We start from the raw sequence: 21,393 nt of genomic DNA, 5'->3' as shown, positions 1-21,393 counted from the left end.
CGCACTTGTCAACAAGTGCGGTTCTGTTTTATGCTTCTACTTTATTGAAGAACTGTGGTAAATATTCTTTGTGTGCTTCTAGCATTTCATCTAGGATGCTTTTTGCAATGGCATCTGATGGGACAAGCGGGTTGATCGTCATTGCGACAAGTGCTGTGTTGTAATCGCCTGTCACGGCTGCTTCAGCGGCAACACGTTCAAAGGATTTAATTTGAGAAATAAGTCCTTTGACTGCGACTGGCATTTCGCCAACAGCGATTGGTTTAGGGCCGTCTTTTGTGATGACACAGTTCAGTTCAACAGCAGAATCATTTGGAATGTCACTGATGGCACCATTGTTGATCGTGTTCACAGGCTGAATGTCATGCTTGTCGTTATAAATGGATGCAATCAAGTTACAAGCCGCATCACTGTAGTAGGCACCGCCTCGTTTTTCAAGCTGTGGTGGCTTGATATCAAGATCAGGGTCTTTGTACAGCTCGAACAGGTCATTTTCTAGTGCACGAACGACTTCTGCACGAGTGCCCTCATTCTCTGCTGCTTTCTTTTCTTCAGCCAGCATATCACTTGTTTTGTAGTAGTAGCGGTGATATGGACATGGAATCACGCCAAGCCCTTTTAAGAAATCAGCATCCCACGGAATGGCATGAATGTTGTTCATCGACATCGTGGAGTTTGGATCTGCCATGTCTTCGATGACTTGATCCATGATACTTTTGCCATCTAAGAATACATTGAGTCCAAAGACCATATGGTTCAATCCAGCAAAGCTGACCTCGACTCTGCTTGCGTCGACATCAAGCCCTTTGGCAATTCCCATGCGAATGCCGATTGGCACGTTGCATAGTCCAACGACTTTGCGATGGTTTGAATAGCGAAGTACGGCTTCTGTAACCATACCCGCTGGATTTGTGAAGTTCACAAGCCATGCGTTTGGGCACAGTTCTTCAATATCTTTCACAATATCAAGAATGACTGGAATGGTGCGAAGCCCTTTGAATAGACCTCCTGGACCATTCGTTTCTTGACCAATGACATCATATTTTAAAGGAATGCGTTCATCCTTCATACGTGCTTCAAGAAGTCCGACACGGAATTGTGTTGTGACGAAATCAGCGTCCGCAAGCGCTTTCCGGCGATCTAATGTTAAATGAACCTCGATTGGAAGTCCTGCCTTTTTCACCATTCGTTTTGCAAGATCTCCGACGATTTCAAGCTTTTCTTTTCCCGCTTCAATATCGACAAGCCAAAGCTCGCTAATCGGGAATTCATCGTACCGTTTAATAAATCCTTCTACAAGCTCTGGTGTATAGCTTGATCCTCCGCCAATTGTGACAACCTTTAATCCTTTTGCCATGTTCTGCACCTCCGAATAATGTAACGCGCAATGTTATAATAGAGAAAAGCCAATTCTTTTGTTTGTACATCTATAGCTTATCGTGAGAGCAGCTCGTGCGTAAATGACTTCAGCGTCTTTAGGCAAGGGTGCCCTATTTAGAGATTTGTTACATAAAAGAAACACATTGTGACATGCTGTTGGAGAAAGGGGAAGTCAGATGTTTTCAAGTGAGGTTATTTCCAGCTTTAATGAACTAGAAAGCGCTTTATACCGATACATCATGGAAAACAGTGAAAAGGTCGTGTATATGAGAATTCGGGACTTAGCAGATGCTGCCCATATATCCACCTCGTCTGTCCTTCGCTTTTGCCGAAAAGTAAATTGTGAAGGCTTTTCAGAGTTTAAAGTGAAGCTTAAAATGTATTTAGAAGCAGAGCAGACACCTACTTTAAAAAGCACCCAGCACTTTCTGTATGAATTTATTGAACGAACACTAAAAGGGGACTTTGAGGGGAAAATTAAAGAGGCAGCAAGACTCATTGCCGATGCAAAAAATGTGCTGTTTATTGGCACTGGCAGCTCTGGTATTTTGGCGCAGTATGGGGCAAGGTACTTTTCAAGTCTTGAGAAATTTTCATTTTACATCAATGATCCGTTTTTCCCGATGAATATGCAGTATTTAGACAATAGTGTCACCATTGTGCTGTCTGTATCAGGGGAGAACAGTATTACGATTGATCATATTTCGAAGTTAAAAAGAGAAGGAAGCAAAATCATTAGCATTACCAACAATCAGCACTGCACGATTTCGCGCATTTCAGATTTAAATATTGCCTATTACGTGACAGACGAACGGGTTCACCGAGCCAATATCACGACACAGACGCCAGTCGTGTATATTTTAGAAGCGATGGCGCGTGATATGTTCGCAATGTTAAAGGAAAAGTAAAAGAGCCGCTGCATGAATCAGCCGCTCTCTTTTTTCTGCTTTATAAAAGCGAGGATGGCAATACCGGAACAGACAAGCACAAATAGACCGCCTAGCAAATACACAAATCTCGTTCCGAATGTATCCGCAATCAATCCAACAAAGAAAATAGATAAACTGACAGATATAGAAGAGAGGACGTATTGAGCCGAATACACTTTTGATAAATCATGGACTGGTGTTTCCGTTTGAAGAATGGTTTGCTGTGAAACATCCCGAATTTGATAGGCAGGCCCCATCAAAATACAAAGCAGCAACGCAAGCCACGGGAGGCTGTTCAGCGCAAATAGAATGGTCAGCACTGCATAAATAAAAGAGCCTGCTGCCATAAAGAGGAGAAGCTTTTTTTGAATAAATCGGCTCAACCATGTAGCCAAGATCCCGCCTATAATGGCACCTATATAATAAGCAGCATTGATAAATCCCCACCATTCTCCACCTTCCTTTAAAACAAGTGTGACAAAGGCAAGCGTAACCGGTCCGACCCACAAAGCACCTGCAATATTTTCAGAAACATCCATGAAGGTCAGGGTGCGAACCGTTTTGTTTGTCCAAATGATCATCCAGCCATCCTTGAACCTGTTCTTCGTATTTGCTTTTTGAACCGTGTCTTCTTGCTTGAGTAGAGAAAAAACAGGGATGATAAATAGATAAGACAACGCAATCATGAAACAAGAGGCCCACATTAAATAAAATGGCCCAATCAATAGGACAAGCATTCCAGTGAACGAATAGCCGGCAATTTGAACAGATTGATGAAAAATGGAGGCTGTACTGTTCGCTTTCACAAGCTGATTTGCTGGCACCAGCATCGGCATGATGGACTGTAATAAAGGACTAATGAACCCGCCAGTGATGGAAATTAAAATGAACGCACTAAATAGCCAGATCAGGTGCTGCTGAAAGAAATGAAATTGTGTCGTGAACACGACGAGCATCCCAATCCGTAAAAGAGGGACCCATTTCAATAGACGATCGGCGTGAAAGTGAGCGGTCAAAACAGGAGAGATGAGCCCAGCCAATAGCTGACATAGCGTTCTTATGAGCGGAAATACAGCAGCATAGGCAACAGATTGTGTATCTTGATAAATAACTAACGTAATCGTCATCAAAAATAGAATATCACTTAGCATGAGAAGGCTTTTACTGCCTGTATAACACCAAAACTTGTTTCCCATATCCAATCGACTCCTTCTTTTCCAAAAACAAGTTCAGTATACCATGGTGATGAAGTACCTAGAGGATTTTCATTCAAAAATACATCTTAAGTATGAGAGGATTGTGATAAGCTAAATGAAACACATCGTAAGGAAAGGGGTTCAATCAATGAAAACATTACCAGCACATGACTTTTTGGACAAACACGGTATCCCATATGAAATCAAAACATTTTCTTCCGAAACAGAGAAGGGAGCCGCAAATGTAGCAGCAGCCCTTGGTTTTCGTGAGAGACAAATGATTAAGACATTGATTTTTGAAACAGGGGAAGGTGAGCAGCTGCTTGTGATGGTTGGCGCTGACCAGCATATTAAGTCAGGGAAACTAAAGAAAGCGGCTGGCTCTCGTAATATTAAAATGGCATCACCAGAGAAGGTTCTAGAAGTGACAGGCTACCGAATTGGCTCAATACCGCCGTTTTGCTGGCAGCCAGAAGGCTTCCGCACCATCATCGAAGCTTCGCTATTAGAGGAGGAAATATTAGGCGTTGGAGCAGGTGAATGGGGAAATGAAATACTGATCACACCAGAACAATTAGTGAAAGCCTCAAAGGCTGTACCGTATGACATCGTGCAGCCAGCAGAATAGAAAAAAGTGCCTGTTTCTCATGCAGGCACCTTTTTAATTTGCAGTAGGCTCCTTAAATGGACCGATATCTTTCATTTGCAGGAAGGCATCCACGGTTCTATTCTCTTCAAGATCATTCGCCCGTTTGCAGATCACAACAGGTCTGACGATTTCTATGCCTTCGATATATACACGCCCAATCTCTTTCCGCTTGAGACTGCCTTGAACCGCATCACGGGGAACAAGTGTGATCCCATAGCCAGCTTTAATCATTTGAATCGCTTCATGAACACCGCTGAATTGTAAATCAACAGTCGGTTTTTTAATTCCTTTCGAGGTGAACAGGGAAAAGAGCTTATCTCTAGTGGAGCTGCCTTCTTCACGCATTAAAAAGGGCTCCTGACTCAGGCGCTCTAGCGGAACGGTTTTTCCGTTCAACAGATGGTCTGCTGGCACAATAAAATCATAGCTTAAATTCGTCAAATGAGAGGTAACGATCTCCTCATGATGCAAATCTTCAATTACAGCGATGGCGACATCTGATTCATATTGAAGCAGGCTCTCTATCACTTGAGCGGAATTTCCGCTTTTTAATTCGATTTCTGACTGTGGTGATGACGTTTTAAAAGCAGCCAGCCAATCAGGCAGTAAAAAGTTGAGTGGTACATAGGTAGAACCGATGCGGAGGCGCCCCTTCTTCCCGTTTTGTAATAGCGTGATCTGATATTCTACTTCCTTTTCAGCCTCAAACACTTGCCGGGCATAAGGATACAGCATCTTTCCCATTTCTGTGAGCGCAATGCCCCGACCGTTTCGTTTAAAAAGGCGAAACCCGATCTCTCGTTCAATGCTTCTAAGCTGAGCCGTCACAGCTGGCTGTGTCAAAGATAGTGCGTCGGCAGTTTGTGTGACGCTTTTTGTCTCTGCGACCTTTGCAAAAATCCGAAGGGCATGTAAATTCAACTTCGCACCACCTATCAATTATTTTGATAAAACAATCAAAAACATTCATTAGATTTATTATAAGGCATCCCTTATCGTAAAGGTAGCGAAGGGGGAAGAAAAAATGGATCGTCGTCAAAAGCAAGTTGTGTCAATATCGCTCATCACAGCATTTGCACTTATTGGGGATTCAATGCTCTATATTGTTCTCCCGGTCTATTGGAAAGAGATTGGTTTATCATCCATTTGGGAGGTCGGGTTACTGCTGTCCATCAACCGATTCATTCGTATCCCGCTAGCACCTGTCGTATGGTGGCTCTATCGCTATATCCCAATGAAGACGGGTGTATTGATCGCGATTTTGATCGCGTCAGTGACCACGATATTATATGGGATGAGCGGCTTTTGGCTGCTGCTTATCTGCCGCTGCGCATGGGGTCTCGCTTGGACATTACTCCGAATGAGCGGGATGAGGGTTTTGGCTGAAATGGACGAAGGCTCACAAGGACATTTGACGGGGCTTTATAATGGGCTTTACCGGCTTGGCAGTTTATTTGGCATGTTATTTGGCGGAATCTTTGCTAGCTTGATCGGCTTCCAGTCCATGACGCTAGTCTTTGGTTTACTTACATTGATGGGATGCATTTTTTATGTATCGTTGGATGAAATTGAAAAGAGAGAAGGCACGCAGGTGTATCATGGCATCAAACAAAAGTGGTTTACACGAGATGTTGTAAAAGTACTGATAACAGGCATGCTGATCGCACTGATCATTCAAGGTTTATTCGCATCCACGCTGAGTCATGTCATTGAAGCAAAGATTGACCAGGATCACTTGACTCTGTTTGGCTTTGTCATCGGAGCTTCGGCTTTAAGCGGTGTGATTCAAGCAATTAGGTGGGGATGGGAACCATTTGTGGCACCGAGAACGGGCAAATGGTTTGATCGGCTTGTGATGAAGGAACGAATGCTATGCTGGATGTTTCTTTCATTTGGAGGGCTCAGTTTTCTTGGGGTCATGCTGAAGGTAAGCGGCTGGTTCCTATTGATGCTGCTTTTGATTCAGCTGCTGGCAACGATTGTCACAACGTTCACCGATACACTTGCCTTTCAAAAAGCCTCTGCTCAAACAGATAAGAACCGCTTTCTCGCCAGCTATTCTTTTGTTCAAGATATGGGGGCTGCTTTAGGGCCTTTGTGCGGGTATACGTTGATTCAGTTTTTCGGAACAAACAGCGTCTTTTGGTTGATGCTCATCATAAGCTTAATGCTTGTCAGCATGTGGGTAAGAGGCGGGCAACATGTTTCTTCTAGTGCAGTGTAAAAAATAAAGCGTTATATAAAAAAACTGCCTCATGCAGCTGATCGCAGGAGGCAGTCATATTCTCTTATTCTAAGTCTGAATCGTAGGCTTTTTGCGTGAGCTGGCTGACAACCTCTTTTAATCCATTTGGTTTATGGAATTCAACAGGTGTGCTTCCTTTTTCGAAGACAATTTGGTCTGCTTCGACGAGCACGACATATCGATTGTTGACCTTCGCAATATGGATCGAGTGGCCAAAGTCGGCTAAAAGTCCTTTGATTTCTGTTTCACCTAGACGCATTTTCATTGTGATGTCAGGGGTTTGTTCCACAATGTGAGAAGCTGCTAGTGTGACCTGTTCTGTATCGAGTGTTTCTCTAATTTCTCGTTTTTCACTCGCTTCCCATATTTCAAGATCCTCTTCGAACTGCTTTAATTCTTCACTTTCATCCTGTAATGTTTCAAATACTTGTTCCTGCACCATGTTCATGACCTGTGATTTCATGATTTCAGGCATAGATTCTCCGTATTCGACGAATTTCAGAAAGTCCTCAAAATAACGAGCATGTGAGGATTGGTGAATTTTCACTTCAGCTTCCTCTGTCATGCCCTCTTCTGGCATAAAAGGGTATTGAATTGATTTCATGTTTTTTGTTGTAATAGCCATTTCTACTTTTTTGATCAAGGTAGATGTATCAGCGATAGAAGCGACTTTCTGTTCAAAATCGCATTTCATAATAAAGACAAAGGAGTCATCGAAGTACTTTTTAGGAACGGCAGACGCAACTAAAAAAACGCCGCCTCTGACAGCACTTGTATCTAAATACGTGCGAACAAACTGTTCACTGCATTCATTAAATACTTCTTTTGTATCGGCAAATCTCGTCTGATGAAATAAATTGTAGTTTGGATTTGAATCGAGTTCATGACCGGGTTCGACAATGAACCGGCCAATTTTGGTTGGTACTTGTTCAGATTTAGGGTGTCTGTCCACTTTTCGTTTGACGATTTTTTTTAGCTCACCATCTAAAAAGTCCTTCAGCTCACTTTGTTCAAATTCCTCTTGATCTAATGTTTGATAATGCTTGAACCGTTTATTTGCTTGTTCATCTTTGCCTTCGATTTCTACGACAAAGAATGATAGAAAACGTATCGTAAAATCCATTGATTGGTCACCACTTTTTCTTCTTCGGATATGTTGAGTATAGAAAAAGGAGTGAAAATCGTCAACGAATGGAGAAATATCGTGTCATTATTTCCCGAGAAATGTTTAATGAAAAACACTTGATAATAATTATCATTCTTGATAGAATGATAAAAGAAAAGAAGGAACCTGCCAGTTCCTTCATCTCAGAAAAATCACTTATTTTGTTTCAAATGTTTCGCAATCAGTTTCAGTATTGCGAGTCACATCAGTCATTGTGTTTTTACCAATTTTAATGGTAGAAGCCGTACAGCTGTTATCAGCCCAAAAACGGCAAGAGTTCACTTCACAAAGTACGTTTTGTGCCATGGGAATTCACCTCCGTGATTCATATTGAGAATGAAGCAAGCTGCCACTTGAATTCATTCCATCTAGTAGTCTCTTGATAAAAAGAGGCTGTTTGTGCTGTTGATGCACATGTTTATCATACCATCTACCCTGATAATATACAATTTAAACTTTGAAAGAGCGAGAATACAAATCTCGCTCTTTTTTTATTTGTAAAAATAGTTAAATGCTAGGTGGCACCCTCTCTCATTTCGACATATGAATAGAGTAGATTCAAAACCTGATGTCGGACAAAGTATGAGGGTACATGTACTGATTTTCCGCATAAAGATAAGGTTTTCAATCAAAAATTTTTCATAGAGAGATGAGGGGAGAAGATGAAAGCAGTCATTCTCTGCGGAGGAAAGGGAACGAGAATGAGTGAGGTCACACAAGCGCTTCCTAAACCACTTGCTATGATCGGAGATCGGCCTATTCTATGGCATATTATGAAAATCTATCAGTATTACGGAGTAGATGAGTTTATCTTATTGCTTGGATATAAAGGAGAGAAGATCAAAGAGTATTTCCTGAACTACGACTGGCGGCATCACAGCATGAAGCTAGATATGGCGACAGGGGAAATGAAGCTTTTAGGAAAGTCAGAGAACTGGAAAATCACCTTTTTAGATACAGGCGAGAATACGATGACAGGCGGACGGTTAAAGCAGGCACAGGACTACATTGGGGATGAGACATTCATGATGACGTATGGTGATGGACTTGCCAATGTCAATATGTTTCATCTGCTGAAGCGTCATCAGGATCTTGGGGCAGCTGCGACTGTCACAGGAATTGAAAAGAAGTCACAGTACGGGACGTTGAAGGTATATAACGGGATGGCACAATCCTTCTCTGAGAAGACAGACAGTATCGGGATGATCAATGGAGGATTTTTTGTGTTGTCTCCAAAGGTATTTGACTATTTGACAGACGATGATCAATGCGTGTTTGAAGCGGAGCCTCTTCAAAATCTGGCGAATGATGGAGAGCTTGCGGTTTATGAGCACCACGGATTTTGGACAGCGATCGATACGTATAAGAACCTGAAGGAAATCAATGGCATGTGGACAAATGGAAAACAACCATGGAAGGTTTGGTGACGGCATGAGCGGATTTTGGAATGGGAAAAACGTATTTGTGACTGGATGTACAGGACTATTGGGAAGCTATCTCGTCAAGGAATTGATTGATCAAGGGGCAAACGTGACGGGACTTGTGCGTGATCAGGTGCCAAGGTCGAATTTATATCAAGGCAGTCAATTTGAAAAGATGAATGTGGTGCAAGGTGCATTGGAGGATATGCAAACGATTGAACGTGCGTTAGGAGAATACGAAATTGATACTGTCTTCCATCTGGCGGCGCAGGCCATTGTTGGGGTCGCAAATAGACACCCTGTTTCTACATTTGAAGCCAATATTTTAGGGACATGGAATGTACTCGAGGCGTGCAGAAGACAGCCGCTGATCAAACGAGTCATCGTGGCATCAAGTGACAAAGCATACGGCGATCAGGAACAGCTTCCATACGATGAAGACATGCCGCTAAATGGGAAACATCCGTATGATGTATCAAAGAGCTGTGCAGATTTAATTTCTCATACGTATTACAACACATATGGTCTTCCAGTTTGTATTACGCGCTGCGGCAATTTATACGGGGGCGGGGATTTAAATTTCAACAGAATCATTCCGCAAACCATCCAGCTTGTGCTAGAAGGAGAAGCGCCGGAAATTAGAAGTGATGGGACATTTATTCGTGATTATTTCTACATTGAAGATGCGGTTAAGGCTTATTTGCTGCTAGCTGAGAAGATGGAGGAAAAAGGGCTCGCTGGAGAAGCCTTTAACTTTAGTAATGAAATTCAGCTGACGGTTCTTGAACTCGTGGATAAGATTTTAAAGGCAATGGGCAGTGAACTGAAGCCTCGTATTTTAAACCAAGGAACGCATGAGATAAAGCATCAATATTTGTCGGCAGAAAAGGCGAGAAAGCTGCTTGATTGGAAGCCAGACTACTCGATTGATGAAGGTTTAGAGAAAACGATTGAATGGTACCGCGAATTCTTTCAAAAATAGAGGTGTAAGTAGATGAACAGCATATATTGTACGGTTCTATCAAGTGGAAGACTTTATCAAGCCATTGCGTTTTTCTTGTCATTGAAGCAAGTAGAAGATGATGCTGTCATCAAGACGTTATGTATGGATGATGCTGCATTTGATCTGCTTCATCAAATGAATTTTCCTCATGTTGATCTTGTTCATGTACGGGAGCTCGAAACGCCGGAGCTGCTGGAGAAAAAAGAGGAACGGGATGCCTCGGAATATTGCTGGACATTAAAACCGATGTGGATTGAGTGGTTATTTGAACAGGAGCAGGCAGAAGGAGTAACCTATCTTGATGCGGATTTATTTTTTTATGAGAGCCCGCAAGTGATTTTTCAACATCAGCCGGATGCCTCTGTTTTACTTTCGAGAGGGGATATTGTGATTCCGAGCTTCGATCCTGAGGAAGTGAAAATGCTTCAGAAGCTTTTAGGTCGCTATAACTCTGGCTTCCTGCATTTTAAAGGAGATAAAGCCGGACGAAAATGCCTCAGCTGGTGGAAGGAAGAATGCTTGAAGGAATGCAAAAATGCACCGGGAGAAGGCAAGTTTGGCGATCAAGGATATCTGGATCATATGCCGAAGCTGTTTGAAAAAGTGGAAGATATTCAAACAAAAGGCGTGAATATTGGTCATTGGAATTATGGACAGCATTCCTATCGGGAAGAAAATGGACGGATTTTGCTGGAGGATGGGCATCCGCTCATTTGCTATCATTTCAGCGGCTTTCGCATCGTGAGCAAGGATGAGATGCAGCAAATTCATGAAAAGGGGAGAGATGATCTGCCGTTTTTCCAAGAAGCCTATCGAAACGTGCTGCGCCATGTGATTGAATCTGTTGAGCAGATCGATCCGCTGTTTAACGGCTATGCCAAATTGGAGGAGGATGACGCATGAATGAGAAGCCAAAGGTAAGCGTCATTATTCCGAGCTATAATGCCAAGGAGCGTTTAGAAGGGAGTCTTTTTTCTTTAACGCTTCAGAATACGGATATTCCGTTTGAGGTCATTGTCACTGATAATGGGTCAACGGACGGCACGATGGAAATGCTTGAGAACATTGAGGTGAATTTCCCGTTTAAAAAGGTGCGTATTCCTGTCAATCAAGGGATAGCCAAGGGGCGCAATCATGCCATTCGCGAGGCGGAGGGAGACCTGCTGATATTCCATGACAGCGATATGCTGGCAGAGCCGCAATTTATTCAAAAGCATGCGGAGGCACATGCTGATCATGAGGACCTTGTCATTTGTGGTGTATGCTGGAAGCGGATTTATCGTTATTTTTACGAAGCATTTGATCAGGATCATATCAATCGGTTGAAAAAGCAAGGCCTGTATAAGCGGAAAATGAATGATAAAACGCCTCTTTTATCAATGAAGGAAGTTGAAAATGGTGCATTTCTAGAGAAAAGCTTCGATTTGCAGTCTGAGTTTATTGATATCCTCAAAGACATTTTGCGCACGTACAACTATGATTTAGGCTCTTATGAGCTGCCGTGGCGATTTTTTATTACGAATAACTCCTCTGTCAAACGCAAGCATGTCATCGCGCTCGGGATGTTTGATGAACAGATCGTTCGGTATGGGTTTGAGGATTATGATTTAGGAATTCGTCTGCATCAGCTTGGTCTCTCCTTTGAATTGCGAGAGGATATCATGAGCGTGCATCAGGAGCATCCAAGTAATTTAACGTCATTTGATGACATCAAATATAACATTTTGTATATGTGCGAGAAGTACAACAATATTGATGCCATTGATGTCCATTTGGCTTTCTCTGGTCCATTTTCTCATACCGTCACAAATGACATTGTGAAAGAGGTTCGGCAGCTGCGTGAAAATCCGGTATTCGATGGTCTGCTCTCTTATTTTTTAGAGCTGCTTCATTTGATCACGGAGCGGAACGTAGGCGTCAAACGGGATAAAAAAGATCAGCTGACCGCTAGACATGTCCCTTTGAAAAAACTGTCCGAGGCAGCGCAGCTTGCGCGGCAGGAATATGGCTGCACAGTGCTTGTAGAAGCCATTCAAGGGCTGACAAAAGAGCTATTACGCGTTGATTTGTTTCAAGTGGATGTGTTGTAGATGGCATCTTATCATTTTACAACCATTGTGTCGAATACCCATGTTTTTAAGCTTTTGGCGCTGATTCATTCGCTTGAACAAACCGCTCATTCATTCAAGCTGTCTGTTCTATGTGCAGACCCTTTGGCTTACAAGGTGTTAAGTGAATTTCCTCATCCGCACGTTCAATATGAACAGCTTGAAGATATTGAAGATGAGACGCTGCGAAAGGCAAAGGATGATCGGACGTTCCATGAGTATTGCTGGACGTTAAAGCCCGTTTTTTTGCTCAAAATCCTTGAGTCCTCAGAAGCGGATTATCTCGCCCATTTGGATACGGATTTGTATTTTTATCATGATCCAGAGGCGATATTTGCAGAGAATCCACTCGCTCATTTATTTTTGACGGATCATATGAATTCCAAGCGGTTCTATCACTTTTATGAGTTATCTGGCCGCTTCAATACTGGATTTGTCGGCTGCCGCAACACAGACGTTGCCAAACGGGCGGTCACACAATGGAAGGAAAACTGTCTTGCACACTGTACAGTCGAAATGGATACAAAAAATAAGACGTATGGAGATCAGCGGTATGTTGAAAGATGGATCGATGATTTTGAAGGGGTCCATGTGGTGACATCTAAAGGAGCCAATGCCGCGATTTGGAATATTGAAAACTACAAGCTTTCAGTTGTGAAAGGGGAAATGTATCTCGACGAATGTCCACTCTTGTTCTATCATTTTTCTGCCTTTACGATCATTGATGGGAATACCTTTAATCTGAATTGGTATTACTATATGACAGAACAAAAGCTTGTGGATCATCTATATATTCCATATGCCGATTTGGTTCATCAAAAAATCAAACAGGTGCAAAAGGTCTTTCCAGAATTCCAGCAAGGGTTTATTGCAAAGAAGCATGTACCTGATACGCATTTTTATGAGATGTGAAAAAACCGCTCAATCACTGAGCGGTTTTCTCCTTTTTATGATTCATTCCATTTGGAGATGGTTTGATCGCTAGGTAGTAAGAAGGCAAGGATGCCTAATATCGGTAAAAAGGCGACTCCGATCATAGTAGGCGTTAAACCGAAGGCATCAATGAATGAGCCTAGAGCGACCGATCCGATTGCACCCATACCAAACGCAAGTCCAACCGTTAAACCAGACATTGTGCCAATTTTCCCGGGAAATAGTTCTTGAGCATAAACGACTGTGACAGAGAAGCTTGACGTCAGAATGACTCCAATCAGTCCAAGTACAACATAGGCAAAAACAGGTCCGGCAAATGGCAGCAGCAAGGCAAGTGGAAAGGATGCCAATAAGGAAATTAAAATCACCGTTTTCTTGCCGAAGCGGTCTGCAAGCGGCCCGCCTAAAAATGTCCCAATTGCACCTAGAATGAGAAATAAGAAAATATAAGTCTGTGATTCTTTAATCGTCAATCCATATTGTTCAATCGCATAAAACGCATAGAAATTTGATATCGCATTTCCATACCAAGAGCGGGCAAAGATGAGAAAGACGATAATGCCAAGTGCTGTGAGTGCTGACTTACGGTGAAGTTCAGATCTTGCAGCTTTTGCTGGAGCTTTTTTCGCTTGAGCTCGAATGGTTTGAAGTCTTCCTGCGTACCATCTTGAAATATAAAGAAGGAAACCGACAGCCATCATTCCAACAATCGTAAACCAAGCCACGCCTGGCTGACCGAGAGGGACGAGCATTAAAGCAGCGATCAGCGGAGCAAAGGCTTGACCTGTATTTCCGCCTACTTGATAGATGGATTGTGCAAGTCCTCGTCTTGGACCAGCTGCCATGTTGGCAACGCGGGAGCCCTCTGGATGAAAAATGGCAGAGCCGAGTCCAATAAAGACAACGCAAAGCAAGATGGTGGCAAAGGAAGGCGCAAACGCAAGCCCGAATATACCGACAGCACTAGAAAATAAAGCAACCGGGAGTGCATAAGGCATCGGCCTTTTATCTGTGTACCACCCAATAGCGGGCTGCATCACGGAGGAGACCATATTTAATGTAAAGGCAATCAGCCCTAATTGTGTAAAGGTCAGCCCCATTGAGCGTTCTAAAATAGGGAACATGGCAGGAATAACGGCTTGCAAAGTGTCATTGAGCATATGGCAAATGCCAATAATCAATAAAATGGGATAAACCGTTGATCCAGTGACAGAATTTTGAGGTTTATCCTTTGTACGAGCAGCAATAGCCAATGAGACTTCCTCCTTTCATTCAACTGTTTTCTATTTTGCATTCTTCTCATTTTATTCATAAGGTGAACTATAAAACAATAGCAAATTGTCATGATTTAGAAAAAAGAGACACAAGCGCTTGTGTCTCTAAATGGTTACTTATAAAAAGTTGCGATGACAGGCTTCATTTTTTGAATAACGAGTCCACTACCACCGCGATTTTTTACACCTTCAATCATGCCGACGAGGACGTAATCTTCTTTTTTAGGATTAAAAGCAAGTAAAAATCCATTTTCAGAACCGTCTGTCGCTCCTTGTTTGCTTTTCAGCTCTGCCGTTCCTGTTTTAGCGGCAATGTCAGCCCCTTCAATTTGTAAGGAGTGAGCTGTACCGTTTGGACTCGTCACGACCTGAGTGAGCGCGTCTTTCACTGTATTTGCCGAGTCTTCTTTGATGATTTGTTTTGGTGATGCTGTTTTCTCATCTTGAACGACTCGAGGATAGACGAGCTTGCCTCCTGTTGCAAATGGAGAATAGGCATGTACTTGTTCAATCGGTGACATGAGTAATTCGCCTTGACCATATGCTGAGTCAGCAAGTAAGATGTCCGATTGAATGCCGTCGTTTGATACTTGTGCTGGTTTCATTGTAAATGGCATGTGCAAATCTTCACCAAACCCAAATGCTTTCACTTTTTTCTCATAGGTGTCTTTGCCAATTTCCAGTGCTTCCTGTCCGAAGTAAATATTATCTGAGTACACGAGGGCATCAACCATATTTACGTTTTCTTTATCGTGAACCCGTGTAATTCGATAATTGCCCCAAGATTGATCCTTTTGCCATTTCAGTCCATGGATGGTGCGTACTTTATTAGGCTTTGTGACACCTGTTTCCAGCCCGATGGCTGCTGTAATGGTTTTGAATGTAGACCCTGGTGCATACCGGCTCGCATACCGGGCTTGGAATGGGAGATCTGGGTTTTCACTGTATGCCTGATATTGCTTAGGTGTGATCCCATTTGTCATAAGATTGACATCATAGGAAGGGGCGCTGACAAGCGCTAATAGATCCCCCGATGATGGATTCATGATCGTGACGGCCCCTTTTTCACCTTTCAGCTGTTCATAGGCTTTTTTCTGTAAAGAGGCATCAATGGTCAGCTTCACTGTTTTTCCATCTTGTCGATCTGACTTTTGCAATGTTTCTTCAATGCCTGTTTCATCATGGACGATCAAAATGCTTCCGCCATCTTGTCCGCGCAAGTTTTTGTCAAATGTGAATTCAAGACCGGTTTTGCCAATGATTTGATCAGCTTTTAATGCCGGATTTCTTTTGATATCATCTGCATTTGCTTTCCCGACATAGCCGGTGAGATGGGCGGCGGCTTCGTTATAAGGATAGTAACGCATTTCCTTCGATTGATAGGTGACGCCTTTTATATCCTTTGGAATCGGCTTCTGTTCTAACATTGATTTGAGCGGGACAAACGTGTCGTCTGTGACCCATGCTTGTTTCAGCTGATTGTCGATTAGTTCTTCATCTAAATCAAACGCCTTGCTGATTTTTTTGATATTGCGTTCTTTTTCTTCCCCTGTGCCAAGCTTTCCTGGGATGATGCCAAGTGCGCTTCCACCAGTTGTTTCTGCTAGGGTACGCCCTTTTCGATCGACGATGTTTCCACGGACAGCAGGGTCTGATTTGACCTTGATGGTATCTCCCTTCTCCATTTGCGGGAAGATGAGATTTGGCTTCCAGTCGACTTTCCATTTGTCATCTTCTTCTGAGAGAACGCCCTTGTAAGAAAGCTTTTGCAGCTTGCCCAATGACGTTTTCATTGTCACATCATAGGAAAATTGATACCCATTTCCTTTGTCCTGTTTTTCGACGTTGAGCTTTGATATGTTCAAATCATAAGCACCAATTCCGTTAAAGATATTGTCGTATTTTTCGGCTAGTTGTTTTTTTGAGAAGTCATTGGCTTTCAAAGACGCACTTGTTACCTCATCAGCCAGCCTTGTAAAGTCTTTCTTCTCCATTTGTTTCGTAAAGGATTGAGCCGCTTTTAAAGCTTCTTTTTCTTTTGAGAAAAGAGAATCTTTTAAGAAAAAGAAAGCAGCAGCAACTACGATGATACTAAGAATGGGGATCATGACTTTTTTCTGTTTCCAAAATGATTTTCGTTGATCCGTATACAATGAAAACACCTCAATTTTTGATTAGATCCTCTATATTTTACAGTGATTGGTCGTGATTTGTATAGTTTCTCCTATGAAAATAGACCAAGGCACGATGTCATGGTTTTGGGAAAGGGACGAAAATGATAGCTTGTTTCTATGAAAGATATCTTCATTTTTTCTTATGATTTAAAGGATTTCTTAAGAGATCATCGAATGTGAAAAAATAGAAAAATATACTAACGCTTTCAATAGGGGGGAATTGTTATCGTTTATAAAAAGGTGAATGTGATTGGACTTGTTCTTGGACCGGCACTCTTCTTGCTCATTCTTTTTCTCATACCTGAAAATGAATTGACCTATGCTGCGAGGGTAGTCTTGGGCATTACCGCTTGGACGGCTACATGGTGGGTGACAGAAGCACTGCCCATACCTGCAACATCTTTATTGCCCATCATCCTACTGCCGACACTTGGCGGGCTTTCTATGGAACAGACATCAAGAGCTTATGGAGATCCGATCGTTTTTATGTACATGGGAGGATTTATGATTGCAATTGCCATTGAAAAATGGAATCTGCATAGAAGAATGGCCTTACACATTTTAAAGGTGATTGGCACACGAAGCGACCGCATTGTATTAGGTGTCATGATTGCGACTGCTTTTTTATCTATGTGGATTTCAAATGCAGCGACAGCCCTGATGATGCTTCCGGTGGCACTGGCTGTGATTAAAGAGGTCAAGGCTAATGACATCTTAGCTGGTCCATCTCTTGAGCGATTCAGTAAAAGTATTTTATTGTCGGTTGCGTATTCAGCGTCAATTGGTGGTTTGGCAACACTTGTTGGGTCTGTGCCAAATGCTGTGTTTGCTGCAATGTCAAAAAAGCTATTAGATCGGGAAATTATGTTTTTTGAGTGGTTTTTGTTTGGTTTTCCGGTTGCGATGATTCTGCTCATTCTCTTATTTCTGTATTTGACCAAGGTACAGTTCAAAGTAGAGCACACAGGTGAAATGAGTGTAACGTTCATTCGAAAAGGATTAGAGAATTTAGGGAAAATGAAACAAGAGGAGAAATGGGTGTTTGGTGTTTTTCTTATGACGGCGTTTTTGTGGATTTTTAAGCTCTTTTTGTTTGGAGGGATCTCCGTATCTGATACATCTATCGCCATTTTCGGTGCTATGCTGTTATTTCTCATTCCAGCAACAAACGGAGAGAGAATATTAGAATGGCAGGATATGAAACAGCTACCATGGGGGCTGTTGCTTTTGTTTGGAGGTGGGCTTTCACTCGCTACGGGCTTTGCAGAAACCAATCTAACAGGATGGATCGGGGAAAATCTACAGCATTTAAATGGGCTTTCGTATATCATGCTATTGATCATTTTAACGGGAGCGATTTTGTTTATGACTGAAATTATGTCAAATACAGCTGTTGCCAATATGATTATTCCGATTACGGTAGGGCTTGGGCTTGCGATTGGCATCGAGCCCTATGGGTTAATGGCTGCGGCTGCTTTGGCTTCCTCATGTGCGTTTATGCTGCCGATTTCCACACCGCCAAATGCTGCTGTCTTTAGTGCGGACGTGCTGAAAATATCTGATATGGTCAGGGCAGGCTTTTGGTTAAATATCATGAGTATTGTGGTGATTGTCCTTGCGGTGTATTTCTGGCTCCCGATTGTGCTTAAAAGCTGAGCGGGTTAAGAAGATGGCTTTGATCGAATCGAGACTGTCGGTGTTTTTGTTTCTTTTGGCTTCGGTGATGGTGCTGATTTTTTGATGTGAGTGTCCTTTGGCGTGTAATAGGTTGCCCCAATATTGAGCCTGCCTTGAAGCTGATCAATGGAAAGCTCCCCAAACTCTAAATGGTAATCAATTTTGTCCACATGCAGGGATTCGATATGAATGTGTGTATCCTCTGAGACAGGAGAAGCTGGTGCGGACATTTTTTGCTCGAGAGCGGTGAGCCTTTTCTCCAGCTCGGTGACAGAGGGGGATGGACTGGATTCAGTTTTTTTAAAGAGTGATAGAATGAAATGTTTCAAGTAGACCACAACCTTTTCTTCTGCCTTGATCTAGTCTATGGAAAAGCTGTGAGATATATACTTATAGAGATGACAAGAAAGGGGAGACGCACGTGCTGCCTACTCAGATTCACATTGCTCATATGAAAACGAATTCGATTGGCACAGGATCATCTATGACGTTTGGCTCGACGTTTGTTCGCAATCATTGCAGTACGATCAAAAGGAACAATGGCTTTGGGGAACAGAATGCTGATGGCGTGATCACGATCCTTCCGATTGAATCGATTGATGATCGTGATCAAATCGACGCCGTGAGTATCAATATTCGTCATCTATGATAATAGCAGTCGCTTTTCCTTCATCCTTTTGCAGCCTGATATAAAGTACACCGTCTTTAAAGGCCGCATTCATTTGTCCAAGAATCATTTCTGGAAGTCGGATTTTCTTTTCAAACGGACCATACTTCCCCTGCTTTTGGCGAAAATCCTGCTCATTAAAAAAGGAAAGACGCTGTCCTTTCACAACCAAATATTCACCATATGATAACACTTGTACATCTTCCTTTCGGTAGCCAGGTAAATAAATTAAGTACTGAATTTCTGTCGCGGTTTCCACTATGTCGATTGGTGGAAACGACGCGTCTGGGCCGCGCTGATCCTGCTGTGTGAATGTAAAGGGAGACGGACCGTTTGCCATAAAGGGAGATCTTTGCTCATCATCGAAGATCATTTTCCAAAAATCATCCCCATGCATTTGCTGGGCAATATCCATCCACTGCTTCATTTTTTCGAAGTCCATGTGAAGACCTCCTGTTAACATACTTGATGGGTGCTTGCATATACCTATAAAAAGGAGGTTTATCTGTGGTTCAACCAACTCCGTATATCAATATTAATATTTTCATGTTAAAAATTAATTCCTTTGAAAATGCATCGGCGGTGAATGTCGGACAAAATTTGTTAGCAGAGTGGCAAAACTCAGATAAAAAAAATCAGGGGTACGGACAAAATTTTGGAGATGCGAGCGGTTTTGTCGGAACAAAAAGCCATGTAGATGATCGAGATCAAGTGGACTCACCTGCCTCTTTTTCACCAGCAGCTAAACCCATTCAAAGGAAGTGACGTGTGATGTTATTCTCACCCTCAGTCGTCAATGTCGGTGCTTTTAAAATCAATGCAATGGATCGGGGTGCATCACTGACGCTAGGTCCTTATCAGCAGATCGATTATTTTCTCTCAATGAAATTGAACCAAGGATTTGGAGAGGACAATGGAGATTGTTCACCGCTTGTCATACCGATTTCAAGCGTGTTAGATCCAGATATGGTGGACTCAAATTCAGTCAAAAACAGCGTGGTTTAAGCAAAAAAAAGAGACCGGGAATCCCGTGTCTCTTTTCTAATTTGTTTCATTCAGATGGCTTTTTCGTCTTGCATAGGTGAAATAGACAACGACACCAATGGCCACCCAGATCAGGAAGGCTCTCCATGTCTCCCATTTCAGTGTAGCAGCCAATATCATACAAATGACCGCACTAATAATGGGAAGGTAAGGTACAAAAGGTACTTTAAAAGCTGTCTTCATATTCGGATGTTTTTTCCGTAGTACGATCACAGCGATAGAGATCACCGTAAAGGCTGCAAGTGTACCGATGCTGACTAAATTCGCTAGCGTAGATAAGTTAACGAATCCAACGATACATGCCGCAACAGCACCTGTGAGCCAAGTGTTGGCAACCGGTGTTTTCGATTTTGGATGAACGTTTGAAAAGATTTTCGGCATGAGTCCATCTCGGCTCATGGCAAAGGTTAAGCGAACTTGAGCATAAACAAGTGCAATTAACACTGTCGTAATCCCGATAATAGCACCTGCGGATATAATGCCCGCTACACTATTCAGGCCAACAACTTGAAGAGCAAATGCGACAGGGTCACTGACATTCAGCTTCGTATAGTGAACCATGCCTGTTAAGACGAATGAAACACCAATGTATAAAATCGTACAAACACCGAGCGCACCGATGATTCCGATTGGCATCGCCTTTTGAGGATTTTTGACTTCTTCAGACGCATTAGCGATTGCATCAAATCCAAGGTAAGCAAAAAAGACAGTCGCCGCTCCAGCAATCACGCCGTGAAAGCCCATCGGCATAAAAGGTGTCCAGTTTTCAGGTTTGACGTAAGCAAAGCCAGAAATGATAAAGAGAAGGACGATGGCAATTTTAATCAGCACAATGATGTTATTCAGCTTCGTGCTTTCTTTGACGCCTCTTGAGACGATAAAGGTGATGAGCAAAATAATGAGTGCGCCTGGAAGGTTAAAGACGGCTCCATCAGCGGCTCCAGGTGCAGCTGATAATGCCTTCGGTATGTGCAGACCGAATCCACTGAGCAGTGATTGAAAATAGGACGACCATCCGCTTGCTACAGCAGAGAGCGCAATGACATATTCAAGCATGAGATCCCAGCCCATTAAGAAGGCGAGAAATTCCCCAAGTGTTGCGTAGGAATACGTATAGACGCTTCCTGACACAGGAATGGACGAGGAGAATTCAGCGTAGCAAAAAGCAGCAAGGGCGCATGCGATCGCAGCTAAAATAAAAGATATAATAATCGCAGGTCCCGCATCTTTCGCAGCAGCAACCCCCGTAATCACAAAGATACCAGTCCCGACCACGCAGCCAATGCCAAGCAAGATTAAATCAAACGTATTTAACGATCGGCTGAGCCGCTTCGTTTGACTTTCAAGCATGAGCTGGTCGAGAGACTTTTTTCGAAATAAAGAACTCATGTTGACCTCCTAATGGATAAATCTTTTCGTAAGACGAGTGTTAGTATATGCTTAAATGATAATTTAGTCAATTGGTTGGAGAACGCTTTAAATCACTAAAGTATTAAACGCCACAATCGAATTTGTGCTTAAAAAGAGA

The 21,393-nt window shown here is 42.6% G+C and carries 22 protein-coding genes; 12 read left to right on the top strand and 10 right to left on the bottom strand.

Features of this window, described 5'->3' with window-relative positions; translation table 11 throughout:
• Positions 1 to 28 precede the first annotated feature (28 nt).
• Positions 29 to 1,357: a 6-phospho-beta-glucosidase gene (locus tag MHH40_RS06925; protein WP_050945753.1), complete on the bottom strand. Its 1,329-nt coding sequence runs from the start codon at positions 1,355 to 1,357 to the stop codon at positions 29 to 31.
• Positions 1,358 to 1,556: 199 nt separating this feature from the next.
• On the opposite strand from MHH40_RS06925, the gene MHH40_RS06920 reads away from it, so the two are divergent.
• Positions 1,557 to 2,288, top strand: coding sequence for a MurR/RpiR family transcriptional regulator (locus MHH40_RS06920; RefSeq protein WP_003213997.1), 732 nt, complete (start codon positions 1,557 to 1,559; stop codon positions 2,286 to 2,288).
• A gap of 17 nt (positions 2,289 to 2,305) precedes the next feature.
• Here the strand turns inward: MHH40_RS06920 and MHH40_RS06915 are convergent, their stop codons facing one another.
• Positions 2,306 to 3,505 (bottom strand): MFS transporter, encoded by a 1,200-nt coding sequence (locus MHH40_RS06915; protein WP_050945754.1) that lies wholly within the window; start codon positions 3,503 to 3,505, stop codon positions 2,306 to 2,308.
• Positions 3,506 to 3,653: 148 nt separating this feature from the next.
• On the opposite strand from MHH40_RS06915, the gene MHH40_RS06910 reads away from it, so the two are divergent.
• On the top strand, positions 3,654 to 4,133 hold the full coding sequence (locus MHH40_RS06910; RefSeq protein ID WP_050945755.1) for an aminoacyl-tRNA deacylase: 480 nt from the start codon (positions 3,654 to 3,656) through the stop codon (positions 4,131 to 4,133).
• Positions 4,134 to 4,166: 33 nt separating this feature from the next.
• On the opposite strand, the gene MHH40_RS06905 is transcribed toward MHH40_RS06910, so the two are convergent.
• On the bottom strand, positions 4,167 to 5,075 hold the full coding sequence (locus tag MHH40_RS06905) for a LysR family transcriptional regulator (protein WP_050945756.1): 909 nt from the start codon (positions 5,073 to 5,075) through the stop codon (positions 4,167 to 4,169).
• Between the two features lie 103 nt (positions 5,076 to 5,178).
• Here MHH40_RS06905 and MHH40_RS06900 point away from each other — a divergent pair, with 103 nt between their 5' ends.
• Positions 5,179 to 6,378 carry an MFS transporter gene (locus MHH40_RS06900; protein WP_050945757.1) on the top strand — a complete coding sequence of 400 codons (1,200 nt, stop codon included), beginning with the start codon at positions 5,179 to 5,181 and terminating at the stop codon, positions 6,376 to 6,378.
• A gap of 64 nt (positions 6,379 to 6,442) precedes the next feature.
• Here MHH40_RS06900 and MHH40_RS06895 read toward each other — a convergent pair whose 3' ends face one another.
• Positions 6,443 to 7,522, bottom strand: coding sequence for a DUF3900 domain-containing protein (locus tag MHH40_RS06895; RefSeq protein ID WP_012009211.1), 1,080 nt, complete (start codon positions 7,520 to 7,522; stop codon positions 6,443 to 6,445).
• 198 nt (positions 7,523 to 7,720) lie between these two features.
• Positions 7,721 to 7,870 carry a DUF1540 domain-containing protein gene (locus MHH40_RS06890; protein ID WP_080984809.1) on the bottom strand — a complete coding sequence of 50 codons (150 nt, stop codon included), beginning with the start codon at positions 7,868 to 7,870 and terminating at the stop codon, positions 7,721 to 7,723.
• 356 nt (positions 7,871 to 8,226) lie between these two features.
• Here MHH40_RS06890 and rfbF point away from each other — a divergent pair, with 356 nt between their 5' ends.
• From rfbF to MHH40_RS06865, 5 genes are read left to right on the top strand one after another with little or no spacing between them, the layout of a single operon-like run.
• A complete protein-coding gene (gene rfbF / locus MHH40_RS06885; RefSeq protein WP_050945759.1) occupies positions 8,227 to 8,991 on the top strand; it encodes a glucose-1-phosphate cytidylyltransferase in 765 nt (254 codons plus the stop codon).
• Between the two features lie 4 nt (positions 8,992 to 8,995).
• Positions 8,996 to 9,967 carry a GDP-mannose 4,6-dehydratase gene (locus MHH40_RS06880; RefSeq protein ID WP_041816148.1) on the top strand — a complete coding sequence of 324 codons (972 nt, stop codon included), beginning with the start codon at positions 8,996 to 8,998 and terminating at the stop codon, positions 9,965 to 9,967.
• A 12-nt stretch (positions 9,968 to 9,979) separates the two neighbouring features.
• Complete coding sequence (locus MHH40_RS06875; RefSeq protein ID WP_050945760.1) at positions 9,980 to 10,891, top strand: putative nucleotide-diphospho-sugar transferase; 912 nt, start codon at positions 9,980 to 9,982, stop codon at positions 10,889 to 10,891.
• Entirely contained in the window at positions 10,888 to 12,078 is a 1,191-nt protein-coding gene (locus tag MHH40_RS06870; RefSeq protein WP_050945761.1) for a glycosyltransferase family 2 protein, read from the top strand. Before MHH40_RS06875 ends, MHH40_RS06870 begins: the two co-directional genes overlap by 4 nt.
• Complete coding sequence (locus MHH40_RS06865; protein ID WP_050945762.1) at positions 12,079 to 13,008, top strand: putative nucleotide-diphospho-sugar transferase; 930 nt, start codon at positions 12,079 to 12,081, stop codon at positions 13,006 to 13,008.
• 35 nt (positions 13,009 to 13,043) lie between these two features.
• Here MHH40_RS06865 and MHH40_RS06860 read toward each other — a convergent pair whose 3' ends face one another.
• Together MHH40_RS06860 and pbp4 are read right to left on the bottom strand one after the other, a co-directional pair.
• A complete protein-coding gene (locus MHH40_RS06860; RefSeq protein ID WP_050945763.1) occupies positions 13,044 to 14,282 on the bottom strand; it encodes an MFS transporter in 1,239 nt (412 codons plus the stop codon).
• A gap of 134 nt (positions 14,283 to 14,416) precedes the next feature.
• Positions 14,417 to 16,456: a penicillin-binding protein PBP4(5) gene (gene pbp4, locus MHH40_RS06855; RefSeq protein ID WP_050945764.1), complete on the bottom strand. Its 2,040-nt coding sequence runs from the start codon at positions 16,454 to 16,456 to the stop codon at positions 14,417 to 14,419.
• Positions 16,457 to 16,717: 261 nt separating this feature from the next.
• On the opposite strand from pbp4, the gene MHH40_RS06850 reads away from it, so the two are divergent.
• On the top strand, positions 16,718 to 18,133 hold the full coding sequence (locus tag MHH40_RS06850; protein ID WP_050945765.1) for an SLC13 family permease: 1,416 nt from the start codon (positions 16,718 to 16,720) through the stop codon (positions 18,131 to 18,133).
• A gap of 5 nt (positions 18,134 to 18,138) precedes the next feature.
• On the opposite strand, the gene MHH40_RS06845 is transcribed toward MHH40_RS06850, so the two are convergent.
• A complete protein-coding gene (locus tag MHH40_RS06845) occupies positions 18,139 to 18,492 on the bottom strand; it encodes a hypothetical protein (protein WP_080984810.1) in 354 nt (117 codons plus the stop codon).
• 83 nt (positions 18,493 to 18,575) lie between these two features.
• Here MHH40_RS06845 and MHH40_RS06840 point away from each other — a divergent pair, with 83 nt between their 5' ends.
• Complete coding sequence (locus MHH40_RS06840) at positions 18,576 to 18,803, top strand: hypothetical protein (RefSeq protein WP_050945766.1); 228 nt, start codon at positions 18,576 to 18,578, stop codon at positions 18,801 to 18,803.
• Here MHH40_RS06840 and MHH40_RS06835 read toward each other — a convergent pair.
• A complete protein-coding gene (locus MHH40_RS06835) occupies positions 18,784 to 19,263 on the bottom strand; it encodes an Hsp20/alpha crystallin family protein (RefSeq protein WP_050945767.1) in 480 nt (159 codons plus the stop codon). The two genes, MHH40_RS06840 and MHH40_RS06835, sit on opposite strands and share 20 nt — an antisense overlap.
• 65 nt (positions 19,264 to 19,328) lie before the next feature.
• On the opposite strand from MHH40_RS06835, the gene MHH40_RS06830 reads away from it, so the two are divergent.
• Together MHH40_RS06830 and MHH40_RS06825 are read left to right on the top strand one after the other, a co-directional pair.
• Complete coding sequence (locus tag MHH40_RS06830) at positions 19,329 to 19,586, top strand: hypothetical protein (RefSeq protein WP_003213975.1); 258 nt, start codon at positions 19,329 to 19,331, stop codon at positions 19,584 to 19,586.
• Between the two features lie 6 nt (positions 19,587 to 19,592).
• Positions 19,593 to 19,826: a hypothetical protein gene (locus MHH40_RS06825; RefSeq protein WP_024424583.1), complete on the top strand. Its 234-nt coding sequence runs from the start codon at positions 19,593 to 19,595 to the stop codon at positions 19,824 to 19,826.
• Between the two features lie 36 nt (positions 19,827 to 19,862).
• Here the strand turns inward: MHH40_RS06825 and MHH40_RS06820 are convergent, their stop codons facing one another.
• The gene (locus MHH40_RS06820) at positions 19,863 to 21,254 is read right to left on the bottom strand and encodes an amino acid permease (RefSeq protein ID WP_050945768.1); all 1,392 of its coding nucleotides are present in this window, start codon (positions 21,252 to 21,254) and stop codon (positions 19,863 to 19,865) included.
• Positions 21,255 to 21,393 lie beyond the last annotated feature (139 nt).

This window comes from Bacillus sp. FSL K6-2431 (assembly GCF_038005165.1).
Classification (GTDB): Bacteria; Bacillota; Bacilli; order Bacillales; family Bacillaceae; genus Bacillus; species Bacillus pumilus.
Note: the sequence above shows the minus strand (reverse complement) of the source record. Positions and strands in the feature narration are given on the sequence as shown.